Below are 12,535 nucleotides of genomic sequence, written 5' to 3' on the forward strand. Positions count from 1 at the left end.
CACATGCTGGATCGGGGCATCTCGCCACTCCCCGCTCACCGCGACCGCCCCCGATCAACCCGAGGCTGCTCGACCTGCTCACGTTCGGACCGCGGATACTCCCGGACCTTCTCCGCGAGCTCCCGCGCTGGCAGCAGGTGATAGGTCACCGCACCCGACACCTCCCGGGTGGAGTCGACCAGCCGGATCGCCGCGTACTCGACATTGATGTGCCCATACTCCGCAGGCAGCCCTTCGTACTTGCCTGGCTTGTCGAACCGGGATGCGTGAGCTTCCAGCGACCGATAGCGGGCCGCCAACGCCAACGTCCGCTGACGCAGCAACTCCTGCTCACGCAAGATCGAATCCAGCTCGTCCAGCAGATCCGCCGGATCATGCTGCGGCTCGTTCACGCTCATCGCCGAACCCCCCACCGGCGACTCGACCGCCAGAGCGCAAGCGCGCCAACCAACATCACGGTGAACCCGACAATCGCGGGGTTAGTCAGTACCAGGTACCCGACCGCCACCATCGCGATCGCCGCACCAAACGTCCGGGCGCGCATCACGCGTCACCGCCCGCAACCAAGATCGGGCGCACGAGGCCACTCAGATCCTGCGGGTCAACTCGAACCGACCGTGCGCCCACCTTGTAGGCCTTCAAGTCGCCTGTCGAGATGAGACGTTCCAGCGTTCGAACGCTCAGCCCGAGCTGGCGCGCCGCCTCACGCATCGTGATCAGCTGCTGAGGCAGCGGAACTGTGTGTCGCTGTGTCATCTGGAGTCCTTCCCTATGGCGTCAAGGAGGTCGAACCTCTCCTTGTGTCATCATGTCCTCTATAGGACTGACATATAGAGATCATGAGGACATACCCGCGCAGAGTCAAGACCTAAGGAGGACTTAAGATGAGTTCGGCGCCCCGACGAGGAAGAGGACACGATGCCCGCGAAGTACGAGCTAATCGCTGACGACCTCAGGCAGAGGATCTTGTCGAGGGAGCTAAGCCCTGGCGATCGCGTGCCTGGCGAAGCTGCTTTGACTGAGGAGTTCAGAGTCAGCGTGCCTACCGTTCGCCAGGCGTTGGCTGTTCTCCGCCATGAGGGCCTAATTGAAGCGAGGCACGGCGTCGGCACCTACGTTCGAACGCCTCGGATCAAGGTCCGGCGCACTGACGAGCGGCACCAGTGGGAAAAGAATCGTGTGCGGGAGCCGGAGACCGTTCGCCGGTCAACCGGCGCAACCGAATACGACACCGGCCTCTCTATGCCGGATCTGGCATTCAGCGCCCACTACACCACTACGGAGGCAACCGACGACCTGGCGGACGCTTTCGCTATAGCCGCCGGCACAAAGCTCCTCCAGAGGAACTATCGAACCCAATACCGCACCGAGGACTCGCCTTTCAGCTTGGTCTGCTCATACCTCGTTTACGAAGTGGCCGAAGCCAACCCCGATCTTCTCGAAGACGACAACGAGCCATGGCCAGGTGGCACGCAGCACCAACTGTCAACAATCGGAATCGAGCTAGCGAGTATCACTGAGGAGGTGCACACGCGCATGCCTAACGGCAGCGAGGCCGAAGAGTTGGGCATCCCGACAACGGGCGTGGCAGTCTTTGATCTCCGAAGGACCTCGATCGATGTGACCGGCCGCGTCGTCGAGGTTGCCGACATTGTCCTTCCCGGCGATCGAAGCGAACTCGTATACACCACCAAGCTGAGCCGATGGAGCTAAACATGGACCGACTAATTTCGGTGATTACACCGGTCTACAACCCGGACCCGGATCATTTAAAGGCGGCCTGCGAGTCAGTCCTGGCGCAGAGGCTTCCCGACGGTTGGTCGCTCGAGTGGGTCCTACAAGAAGATGGAGACACCGGCGCCGCACAAGCGATTCTGGGGAGAGCCGACGATCGGATCCGGTTTCACACTGGCCGGCGTGGCGGCGTCGCACTTACCAGAAACCTCGCGCTCGCCAACTCCAGGGGCGAACTCATAAAGAATCTGGATGCCGACGACATCCTTACGCCGGGCGTCTTGATACGAGACATCGAGACCCTCATGTCCGGCGACGACATCGCGTGGACGACATCGCGTCTGCTGGACCTGTTGCCTGACGGGACGACCGTAGGGTTCGATAATGACCCGCCACACGGCAAGCTCCTTCCTGGCGTGGTGCTCGACCATTGGCGCAGTCACAATTTCAGGCTTCCCGTCCATCCGACAACCGTGTGCATTCGTCGCTCCCTCGTCGTCGCTATAGGAGGTTGGATGGGGATTCCTGGGTCGGACGACACGGGGATGATTATCGCCGCCAGCCTCCTGGCCACGGGCTTCTTCAACGAGGAGGTCGGCCTTCTGTATCGGAAGTGGCCAGGCCAGGAAACGGCCAAGCAAGAGCACAATCACGAAGGCGAATGGACTGCTCGGATGAGTCTCATCAACGAACGAGCCGATGCACTACAAATGGCGATCGCCAACGGCTGGAGCACTGGTCATCCCGAGACGGCTGCACAAGCTTGACGCCAGCCCTCGTCGGGCGTCCCCGGCCGGCATGTACTGCACACATTTCGTTCGTGCGCATCATCCCAGCCAGGGCGCCCCGTCGTGCAGGGTTGTGTGGTCGCCGCCTTTGCTGCGGTTTTGCACCGACCACGTCTCTCCCTCAATCAGCGTGGGGTCAAGGGACATTCGGTCGGTGTACGCATTCCCGTCATCGTCCACGTAGGTAAATAGGACCGCGGTCTCGCGCGGGATGCCGTCAATGTTCATGTGACGGCCTTGCTCGTCTTGTTCATTGCCGAGGACCAGAAATTCGCTCCGTGCAATATAGCCCGGAGCCCACGCGTCGATGGGTGTCGAGAAGCGGCGACGCACGAGCGGAATGATGCTGTTTTCTCCATCAGGCGTTTGCTCGTGCGTAGGCAGTGGAGGATCGAAGGTCACCTCGACCACCCGGGCTATCGACTGGCCGACATTCGCGATCTCCAGGCCAGCGGACATTGCGCTCGTAGGTTTCAGCGTCGCAACCATCATTGGCCGAGTGGCTCGATGGGTGGCCTTACGATTGTGTCGTAGCGAGCGGACAGCGGTGCTGCCGGTAACGACAGCCATCACTCCGCCCGCCGCGGCGGCCGCCGACGCGACCCGTGCGGTCGTCCACCAATGCCAGAAGTCGAAGAACCATCCCATGATTGGCCTCGCTCTCGTCCTGTAACCCAGTGGCAACGCATGATCTTCACGAGACAGCGGACCTGGACGCACCCCTCGCCAGTCGTTCATCGGTCCTCAACACTGCCGCGAGCAGCGTTGGTGCCGACTCCTGTAGCGACAAGAACACGACGTGCTCGTCCCCGTACCTTGAACGAACCTCACGGATCCGCTCCTGCGCCGTCGTGTTCTCGTCAACCCACTTCAGTTCAATACCGCGCCGGCGCGTTTCGACACACGCACATGAGTGATTCGCGACAAGCGCACACTGACGATCGGACACACCTTCGCCATGCAGGAACTCGGCTCCGTCAACAGGAGCGAAGCCCGTCCGGGTCAATTCGGGTGCGTACCCGATGTCGTGAAGCCAGGCCGCGGCAACCAGCGTGTCCGCGTTGTCGACCACACCAGCGGCCAACCAGGCCCGCCGGGCGACACCTTGAACGTGCGCCCATCGACGCGGTAGGGATGACGCGAGTCGAGTGCGCACCAGGTCTTCTGCCCACGCCGCCAAACACTCCATGTCGCGAGTGTAGTGAGCAGGCAACTTGGTGCGGCCTCGAACCGGCGGAGCACTAACCAAGCACGCTACGGACACTTTCCCACTGGCTGTCAGCCAGGCTCGCGTAGCGCTGGGTCGTCCGGAGCGACGCATGCCCTAGCAGCTTCTGAACCTGCTGGATAGGCACCCCGGCCCGCACAAGCCGGCCCGCGTACGTATGCCGTAGATCGTGAGGGCGCACCTTTCCTAACCGCCGCTTCTCGTCATCCTCGCCCACCCACGCCACCCGCGACGCTGCCTGGAATCGTTTGCCGAAGTTATCAGCGTCGAAGGGCCGATGGTCGACATGCGCGAGCAGCAAACCACTCCGCACTGACCGGCCGGCCACATACCGCACCGGCGCAGGTTCGCCAAGCCCGTCCCGCTTGATGACCACTGCCAGAATCCTCGTCAACGAGTCGCCGATCGGGATCACCCGCTTCTCGTGGTCCTTCGGCGGCTTCAATCGCCGGACTGCTTTGTCCCATGCCCACTCGATCGAAATCGTCTTCCGCTTGAGGTCGATATGCTCCTTGTGCAGCCCCTGCGCCTCACCCATCCTCATCCCGGTCCCGACCAGCACGTCGACGATCAACTGATCCAATTCTTCGAGCGGCTCACGCAAAGCGACGAACTCGTCGTCCTCAAGGAACCGCTCAGGGGAGGGACCAGCCTTCGGTAGATCGATGTCATGGCACGGATTGTCGGTGATCAGCTTCGCTTTGCGAGCAGCCTTCAAGGAACCGCTGAGAAGGTGGTAGCACTTCTCGACAGTGGTCGGCGCCATAACCCCGCGCAGATCCGCAACCCACTCCTGAACGTCCTGCTGCTCGATATCTTTCAGAAGCTCGTGCCCCCATCGTGGGGTCAGGTGCTTACCAATCCGCCCGTCGTCGATCTTCTGCGTACCCTCCTCGACGGCCCGCAGCGCCCTCCACTTGGGAAGCCACTCATTCCAGGTCATCGCAGGAACCGGACGCGTCGGGCTCTCCCGCTGCGCGTCTTCCTTCGCGGTGGCCTTTCGCTTGGCGACGTCCTTGTTCGTGAAGATCCCGGCACTTCGCTTCTTTCCGAACGCATCGCGGTAGACACCGCGGTACCGCCCGCTAGGAAGTTTCTCCGCCCAACCCATTTCTCGCCCTCCTCCCTGCCCCCACGCTCGCTCACCTGGTTGTCGATCCGGCCAGGCTGGATACGGTGCAACTGTACGTGGGGCAGACAAGCAGCGGAAGTGGGGCAGATTGTGGGGCAGACAGGTGTCCCAAACTGGCATGATCTGTCGGCTGGTGGCGGGATCGAAATTGTTCGAAAAGTCCTGGCCTGCACAAATGAACACAGGAACTGTCGCTGGTCGAAACTGCGACCGACTCCGATGCAGTGTTCTGGTTTTACACACCAGCGGTCGGGGGTTCGAACCCCTCTGCGCCCACTTCGCTCATCGGCGAATCCTGCTCGCGGAAAGCGCTCGCGGGATTCGCTCCATCTGTTTGTGGGGGTGCAACCCCCACGCCCCGCCCGGCGGGCTTCGCCCCCCGGACCCCATCCCCCGCACGCCAGACCCGAAACGGGCCCGGCCCCTCCCGGTGGTCGGGACTGAGTGCCGACGGCTGCGGGGTCTTCACCGAACAGGCCGCCCGCCGCCTACAACGACTGCCCGAGCACTCATAGTGCGAGCACTGACGCAGCGTTCGGGGGCGGCGTGACGGTTTGGACCGGGTCTCCTACCACCACAGCGCATTTGGGGCGTGCTAGCGTCGAATGCGAACACTCGGAGGGGGATTCAGTGGTCGATTCCGCGGTCGGTTCGTCCAAGCTCGCAGGCTTCAAGCTTGATTGTGACCAGCATGCTGCCGCCCTCGCACAGGCAACGGTAGCTGTCGGCGGACAACCTGCGACCCCGGCTGGTACGGCTACTGGTGTAACCCGGTACAACGGACTACGGCTATCGGGATCAGGCCCGCCGACTATCTGGCACCTCTCGTAGCGGATCAGGAACGGGCGCAAGAGATCGGCCAGCGGATCGTTGTGCTCGGCATCAACGATTTCGTCACGGCACAAACATGCCTGGTGCGATGAACTGGTTGCGGACCAGCTGGTCCGGCGAGACGGCGAAAGGAACGATCCCACCCGATGAGGCACCCGATGGATAGAGTCCGGGCAGTAGGACTGGTCAGCCTTGTTGCCGTCACTGTCGGTGTCACCGGCTGCGGTAATGACCAGCGGGGCAACGACTCACGGCCAACCGGAACCTCGACCACGTCGGTTGCTGACATCACCAGGGAAGCTATCGAATTCGGTGGAGTCGTCATCCCTGACAACGTCACCGTTCTGGCTGCCCACACCGACAGCGCACTGGACACCCGGTACCAACTCGCGCTACGCACTGATCAACAAGGACTCACACAACTGCTTACTGCCTCCAACTTTGCAGCCCCGCTGACCAAGACTTTCGCAGTCACGGAGAGAACCATCGCAGGACCACCGTTAGAAACCTCACCCTCACTCCTAGAGACCGGGGACCGTATCCAGCGCCCAGGCGGAAAATACGTCAGCCGATCCGTCACTGTCGACGAACGAGACACAACAACCCGCTACGTCCACATTCAGCTCTTCACGACGTAACTTGCAATGGCTGACACCTCTACCGACGATGGCCCACGCTTTCAGGACATGCTTCTGGCGATGGTTACCACTCTGGGGTTCGTGAGAGCCGAGAGGCGCACGATGTCGTCGCTCGACCCGTGACGGGGGCGGCATGAACGGAGATCACCGACAGAACGACGGCGACGCTCGATACGCCGATAAGTCAGGGATGTACGATGCCAAACTCCGCATACCCATCCGATAACTCTGACCAGCCGATGCCGGCAGCAGCAAACCTGCGGCGCCCCAATGAGTTTCACCAGTATCCCGAAGACGCCTTTCGTCAAAGATGGTCCGCCGTCGGGCCTGCTCTCAAGCCAGTTCCGCACGGCGCCAAGAATGATCCGTGCTACCCATCAACGCGGAGACTCCGTCGAACACTCGCGCTCGTGGTCGACTGGTCCTTGCAGGTCGGAGCAGCGGCCGCTGTGGTCGTCGCGGGCAACGGACGTGTTCCATTGGTCGGCGCAGTCGCCGTACTCGCCTGGCTCACAGCATCTTTCCTCAACCGAGTAATCATCCAGGCCGTGGTTCACACCACCGTCGGGAAAGCACTCTTCGACCTGCGTGCGATCACTCCGGATGAGGGCCGGTTCCCGTCGTTCAGCAGGCTGACAAAAAACTGGCTCCTGAACCTGCCCCTCATCGTTTTCGCCACACTGTCCTACCAAGACGACGAGGCGTGGCTCGCGGACGTTGACAACGAACTCCTCCGCGCTGTGCGCCGCCGCGACATCGAGAGGAACGCCCACTGCCCAAACCCAGTCACCCCGACTTAATGCCGCAGCGCTGAACCATCCTGCTCACAGCGACGACACTTTCCAAGGAATCAATCGGGACCAGGTGACAGATGCTCGCTCTCCCCCTCGGAGGGGCTCGACCGGAGCGCAAACCGCACCTCATGCCACGCACGAATGATCGGGGGCAGCTTCGCCAAAACCTCACCGATCTGCGTAAGCGCGAGGGTTAGGCAGCCGAATGCCGCGAGTATCAGGAGCGATGCCGATTCCCAGTTCATCAGGCACCGCCTTGATCTGAAGCGATGGGTTGGGCTGCGGAGCTCGACGGCACAGGTGTTCGACGCGGTCCGTAGATGGCGAGTGTCGCGCGGCCTAGGCTTACGACAATATGGTCGCCAAGGTCGCGCCACGTCGCGCCAGGTATCCCGACTCGATTAGCAGTAAGTGACTGAGCGATATCGTCGATGTGGGGCAAGTCCTTCAGGCGGATGGTCCACCTGTTTGATGCGCCCCAGAGAGTTCTGTCGTAACTGCCCAGGCGGTCTCGCGCTGAGGATGGGGTTTCGAGAGGGTCATAGAACCAATTTCCCAGAGCCCATTTCGAATCCGGGTCTCTGGAGTCGGCACGGCAGGTGAGACCCGCGAGCAGCTTCTCCGCATCTGAGGACATGTCGGGGATCGATTCGAGTCGCTGGCGTTCGTGTTCACTCAGCGGCACGTCGATGCCCTGATAGCCCATCGGTCGCCCCCGAGATACTCGACGTTTCCACGATGCGTCAATGGCGATGACGAGCTGCGCGCCCGTCGGCAAGTGCTGGCACACGTATACCCCGTTATCTGGATACTCCTCCAACCGGAACCCGAGCCCAGCGTCGAAGAAGTACTGCGCAACATTGTGTGGGGTGTCCGTAATGATGACCAGGCGATTGTGCTGTGGCGACATCGTCACCGAATAGGCAAGGACCGTGTGCAATCCCCAGTCAGCGGCAGGCGCTACATCGTGGTAGCCACGATTGAACAGCCCGAGTGCCAATATCGCCCGAAGCGTGCGTTGTCTGGATGAACACATATCCAGACCGAGTGATCCGTCCCGTCCTGTGCCGGCATTAGCAGCGGACAGAGGTTCACCGGTGTACTGGATACGGAGCCTCACGAGCGCTTGTTTGACTCCTCTGGGAACTCTGAAATCCGGTGGCACCTGAGCCATCCTTCGACCTGCCGCAGCAAAATCTGGCCTGGTGAAATGGGCCCGCGTATAAGAGATGCCCAAAGCTGCGGCACGCCGTCGATTTTCACGTTTACGTGCCTTGTTTTTCGTCATGACGATTCGTCACTTTCCAGCGGGAGACCCACACCTTCCCACCAAATGGCGAGTCGTTCGGTGAGTCGAGTCAGAGACCCTTTGATCGTCAATGCCTTATCCGGTGTGGGCGGAAGTTCGGCTCCGATTCAGGCCCGCGTCGCGGCCGACAGCCATCATAGGTGAGCACACCGACAGCTACAAGCGCCCACGACACCACGACGATCGCACCACGTCCCGGTTGTTGCGATGCCCGAGCAGACCGAGACATGTTCTGACTGTGTCATCCCAAGTGCTGTCGATCATATTCCGAGCCGCGAGCGGCAGACACATCTGGAGCCCCGAACGGCCTAGGACGTTCTCAACCGATGTTGTCGACGCCATAGGGAGCAATCGACACCACCGCGTTGAGAAGTGCTGTCAGGCAACCTTTTGAATGACTGACCACCCCGGCAGCAGGGTGGTGGTGATCCGAACCCGGGCCAGTACTCGTTCTTGATGACGAGGTGGTACCCGCGCATTATTCCGTCGAGCTTCGACTTCTCGCGAGCCAAATTGAACGAGGCAAGCTCCGAGGGCGAACAGATGAAGGGTGTCTTGAGCATCAATGTCGCCTACCACGAGGCGGACGGCTGCCCAAGCGCACAAAGGGTCCGTAAATCCTTTGTACACAACAGTTCTGGTCACCAGATCTGATCCGGCCGCAACCTTACCGAGTCGTCACTCCCCCACGTGCCGAGCCGTCTGGGGATTCGATCGAGGACTAGATCGGTGTGACTGGCGGGCATCGTAATCAATCATGCGAACCAGGTATTGGCCTGGTAGTGAACAGAACTGGGGAACAATTCGCCCAGTCATATTGCTACGGTTGCAGAACGCCCGGGAAGCAAGCCGGAGACGAGGCCTGGCGTGCTCGGACGACCTTGAATTCCTATCCGATGCAAAGGAAGTCGTGTTATGGCCGAGTGTCTTGGCACCGCCGGATGGCGGGCCACTAATTGGATCATGAAACTGGCTGTCGCCACGGCGGCGACGCTTGCCGGCACCGCCATTCTGGCCGGCCCTGCCATGGCGGACCCGACCTTGAAGCTCACGGTCGACAACAAACAGCACCTCAAAGACGACGGCAGCGCGCAGATCACCGGCACCTACACCTGCACCGCCGTCGGTCGGGTAAACAGCGCCAGGTTCGGCTACTTGAGGCAAGGCGAGGTCCAGGGGGACGCGCCCGGCGGGCGGGGGATGTTGACCTGTGACGGCGCCGCGCACCCGTACACCAGCGACATCGCGGCACCGGTCACGTTCCCCTACCAGCTCGGCCCCGCCACCGTCGACGTCACCTGGGATCTGTACAGCGCCGACGGGAGCACCGAGGTCAGACTCACCGATATCCCCGTCACCCTGACGTAGCGAGATTCGGGCCCGACGTCCTGCCGTCAATGCCCCTGACCAGTCGAAACAGCGCCGAAAGCACTGTGCTCCAGCGTTTTTGGCGTTACCATCGAGCACGGAGGAACGCCTCCGATGAATCCGCTGTCCGGGGAGGAACGTGGATCCGATGACGACCAGCGATGTGTCACTCACGCCGCGGCGCAACTTGCTGCGTCTCGCGGTCGGCGTCGGAATAGCCGCTGTCGCAGCACCTTTGCTGATCGAGAACGCCGCGCCCGCTTCGGCCACCCAGCGCCTATGGCGACGATGCGGACGCTGCAGTGGCCTCTGGTTCTCGGGCAACGGCACCCGCGGCGGTTGTCCGGCAGGCGACATCTTGGACGGTGGCCACCACGACGACGGAACCGGCGACTTCATCTTGAAGGAAACCCCGGATGGTGGCCAGGGCCAATCCGACTGGTTCTGGTGCCGGAACTGCCAAGGGCTGTGGTTCCAAGGAAATGGCGGATTCGGGGTGTGTCCTTCACCCGATCGCCTTCCCGGCCATACTTCCTGGGGATCCGGCAACTACCGGCTGGAAGACATCACCAATCGAGACGCGCCTGGCGGTAATACCAATTGGCGTTGGTGCCGTAAATGTTTCGGCCTGTACTACAACGGCGCCACTCCCGGCGCCTCGGGACTGTGCCCGGCCGACCATCAGCACCACGACGTCGTCGGCAGCGGCAATTATCTACTCCGCGACCCGGATTCGACGCGACTGCCGAGACCGCCTTACTGATCCGTCCGGATTCACAAATGTTCGGTGGCGCCGAACAGGTCGAGTGTGGCGGTATTGAGCAACGGCAGAAGTGTCGGCAAACCGGCGGCGCCGCGGGTTTGCAGGCAGTGGCGGACGCGGTCATCGATACCGCCGATGATGAAATCGAAGGTCTCGTCGGGCCGGGCAGGGAGTGCGGGTTGTTGCCGGCGGGCGAGCTGGTGGGCGCGGCGCATACGGTCGGCCAGGATCGCTTGGACCTGGGCTCGTTGCTCGGCGAGTTCGCGGCCGGCGACGAGAGTTTCCACGTGTAGTGCCTGAGCGATGGCCGGGTTGTCGGCGAGCGCGGTCAGATACAGCTCGAGGGAGTCGTGGACGAGCGTGCGCCAGTGGCGGGTGTCCAGCGATTCCGCGCGGGTGCGGAGTTCGGTGTCGAGGGTGGCGACGAAGTAGTCGCAGGCGGCGCGGAAACAGTCCTGTTTGTTGGTGAAGAACTCGTAGAAGGTGCGCCGGGAGACTCCGGCGGCGGCGACGATCGCGGCGACGGAGGTGCCGTGGTAGCCGTGGGCCGCGATCTGCTCGAACGCGGCGCGATGCAGTCGCTGAATCTGGGAGGTGATGACGGTGTCGCGCGCGAGTTTGTGCCGCCCAGGAGGTAGGCGGGTGGCGGAGGCGGAGTTGCGCGCAGTCATCGAAGGCAGCGTATCCGAGATACGCGCAGGTTGACGGCAGCCCCTATTGCGCGCCGAGGCAATGAGAGATACAGTCCTCCACTGTTTAGGTACGACAGTGTTTCCGTTGCGTTCGATCTGCGCCGCAGTTCGCCGTGACCAGGCAAAACCCAAGGCCGACGGCCCGCGGAACGAATGCCGGAGCTGAGGGTCCGGCGGGACGGAGACGCACGCTCGTGGACCCTCGCACCCCTCGAGTGACCGGACCGACGGCGCCGCGAATGAGCCGACGGCTGTGGACAAAGGTTGCCGATGTCTGACTGCCCTTTACTGACTTCCAACACGATCACGCTGCGCCAGTTCGACTACTTCGTGAGCGCGGTACAACTCGGCTCGCTGTCGGCCGCGGCCAGGCGATTCGGGATAACACCGTCGGCGATGTCACAGCAGATCGACGCACTGGAATCCACCCTCGGCCAGAAGGTGTTCGATCCCCGCTCACGCCGGTCGAGACTCACCAAGTTCGGGCGGGAGTTCTTCGCTCAGGCCTCGATCGTCGTCGAGTCCGCCCAGCAAGCGATCGCCATGGGGCAAACGTTCGGCGAGGGCATGATGACCGTCGGCACCACCCCGACCATCGCCCACAAACTGCTGCCGCCGCTCATCTACCGTTTGCGCCACCAGCAACACATGGACAACGTCGAGGTCCGGGCGTTCAACGACCTCCGCGAGCTCAGCGCGGCGCTGACCGAGGGCGCGCTCGACCTCGCCGTCGGCCCGCTCGAGCAGTCCAGCTCGCGGGTGATGCACCGTTTGGGCCAGGAAGAGCTCGTCGTCGTCTGTCATCCCGGCCAGCGCAGCAGCTTCGACGGCTCGTGGAAACAACTGGTCGAGGCGCCCTGGATCCGCTGCGGCGCGAATTCCGATCTCACCGACATCGTTTCGCGCGAGGCGGGCCGGGCCGGCGTGCACGCCCGATTCGTCGTCCGCGCACCCGACGTCACCACCGCGCTGAACCTCGTCGAGCACGGCGTCGGCGTCGCACTGGTGCCGAAAATGGCACTACACGGATCGTCCAGGCTGCTGTCCATCATCCGACTGGCGCGTCCGATTCGCCGGGACTTGACCGTGCACGCGCGCGACAAGTCAGTTCAGGTGGAGAAGTTTCTCGAGGTCATCACCGACTCCGACCTCGTCCGAAAGTTCACGGCCTCGGGTCTATTGGAGGTCGGGCGGCCAGGCCCTTGAGGCGGCATTCGTTCGATCACCACCGCAGGCCGGGCATACCACGCGGTTTGTA

13 protein-coding genes are annotated in these 12,535 nt (G+C 62.3%); 6 read left to right on the forward strand and 7 right to left on the reverse strand.

Features of this window, described 5'->3' with window-relative positions; all coding sequences use genetic code 11:
• Window positions 1–35: 35 nt before the first annotated feature.
• Together F3087_RS34125 and F3087_RS34130 are read right to left on the reverse strand one after the other, a co-directional pair.
• Window positions 36–398: a hypothetical protein gene (locus F3087_RS34125; RefSeq protein WP_150406242.1), complete on the reverse strand. Its 363-nt coding sequence runs from the start codon at window positions 396–398 to the stop codon at window positions 36–38.
• A gap of 145 nt (window positions 399–543) precedes the next feature.
• Window positions 544–756 (reverse strand): helix-turn-helix transcriptional regulator, encoded by a 213-nt coding sequence (locus F3087_RS34130; RefSeq protein WP_150406243.1) that lies wholly within the window; start codon window positions 754–756, stop codon window positions 544–546.
• Window positions 757–918: 162 nt separating this feature from the next.
• On the opposite strand from F3087_RS34130, the gene F3087_RS34135 reads away from it, so the two are divergent.
• Window positions 919–1,713 (forward strand): GntR family transcriptional regulator, encoded by a 795-nt coding sequence (locus F3087_RS34135; RefSeq protein ID WP_150406244.1) that lies wholly within the window; start codon window positions 919–921, stop codon window positions 1,711–1,713.
• Window positions 1,714–1,715: 2 nt separating this feature from the next.
• Complete coding sequence (locus F3087_RS34140) at window positions 1,716–2,501, forward strand: glycosyltransferase family 2 protein (RefSeq protein WP_150406245.1); 786 nt, start codon at window positions 1,716–1,718, stop codon at window positions 2,499–2,501.
• A gap of 60 nt (window positions 2,502–2,561) precedes the next feature.
• On the opposite strand, the gene F3087_RS34145 is transcribed toward F3087_RS34140, so the two are convergent.
• The 3 genes from F3087_RS34145 to F3087_RS34155 are packed head-to-tail and all read right to left on the reverse strand — an operon-like array spanning window position 2,562 to window position 4,861.
• Window positions 2,562–3,170 carry a hypothetical protein gene (locus F3087_RS34145; protein WP_150406246.1) on the reverse strand — a complete coding sequence of 203 codons (609 nt, stop codon included), beginning with the start codon at window positions 3,168–3,170 and terminating at the stop codon, window positions 2,562–2,564.
• A gap of 46 nt (window positions 3,171–3,216) precedes the next feature.
• Window positions 3,217–3,843: an HD domain-containing protein gene (locus tag F3087_RS47545; RefSeq protein ID WP_396897598.1), complete on the reverse strand. Its 627-nt coding sequence runs from the start codon at window positions 3,841–3,843 to the stop codon at window positions 3,217–3,219.
• Window positions 3,764–4,861: a tyrosine-type recombinase/integrase gene (locus tag F3087_RS34155; protein ID WP_191094283.1), complete on the reverse strand. Its 1,098-nt coding sequence runs from the start codon at window positions 4,859–4,861 to the stop codon at window positions 3,764–3,766. Before F3087_RS34155 ends, F3087_RS47545 begins: the two co-directional genes overlap by 80 nt.
• Window positions 4,862–6,761: 1,900 nt before the next feature.
• Here F3087_RS34155 and F3087_RS34160 point away from each other — a divergent pair.
• Window positions 6,762–7,151, forward strand: a complete 390-nt coding sequence (locus F3087_RS34160) for a hypothetical protein (protein WP_150406249.1) — start codon at window positions 6,762–6,764, stop codon at window positions 7,149–7,151.
• A gap of 238 nt (window positions 7,152–7,389) precedes the next feature.
• Here F3087_RS34160 and F3087_RS34170 read toward each other — a convergent pair whose 3' ends face one another.
• Window positions 7,390–8,433 carry a hypothetical protein gene (locus tag F3087_RS34170; RefSeq protein ID WP_150406251.1) on the reverse strand — a complete coding sequence of 348 codons (1,044 nt, stop codon included), beginning with the start codon at window positions 8,431–8,433 and terminating at the stop codon, window positions 7,390–7,392.
• 984 nt (window positions 8,434–9,417) lie between these two features.
• Here F3087_RS34170 and F3087_RS34175 point away from each other — a divergent pair.
• Both F3087_RS34175 and F3087_RS34180 read left to right on the forward strand, forming a co-directional pair.
• On the forward strand, window positions 9,418–9,822 hold the full coding sequence (locus F3087_RS34175) for a DUF6299 family protein (protein WP_150406252.1): 405 nt from the start codon (window positions 9,418–9,420) through the stop codon (window positions 9,820–9,822).
• Window positions 9,823–9,970: 148 nt separating this feature from the next.
• Window positions 9,971–10,585 carry a hypothetical protein gene (locus F3087_RS34180; RefSeq protein WP_150406253.1) on the forward strand — a complete coding sequence of 205 codons (615 nt, stop codon included), beginning with the start codon at window positions 9,971–9,973 and terminating at the stop codon, window positions 10,583–10,585.
• 11 nt (window positions 10,586–10,596) lie between these two features.
• Here F3087_RS34180 and F3087_RS34185 read toward each other — a convergent pair whose 3' ends face one another.
• On the reverse strand, window positions 10,597–11,256 hold the full coding sequence (locus F3087_RS34185; RefSeq protein ID WP_150406254.1) for a TetR/AcrR family transcriptional regulator: 660 nt from the start codon (window positions 11,254–11,256) through the stop codon (window positions 10,597–10,599).
• Window positions 11,257–11,547: 291 nt separating this feature from the next.
• Here F3087_RS34185 and F3087_RS34190 point away from each other — a divergent pair, with 291 nt between their 5' ends.
• Window positions 11,548–12,483 carry a LysR family transcriptional regulator gene (locus F3087_RS34190; protein WP_150406255.1) on the forward strand — a complete coding sequence of 312 codons (936 nt, stop codon included), beginning with the start codon at window positions 11,548–11,550 and terminating at the stop codon, window positions 12,481–12,483.
• Window positions 12,484–12,535: the final 52 nt, after the last annotated feature.

The sequence above is a fragment of the Nocardia colli genome, from assembly GCF_008704205.1.
Lineage (GTDB): Bacteria > Actinomycetota > Actinomycetes > Mycobacteriales > Mycobacteriaceae > Nocardia > Nocardia colli.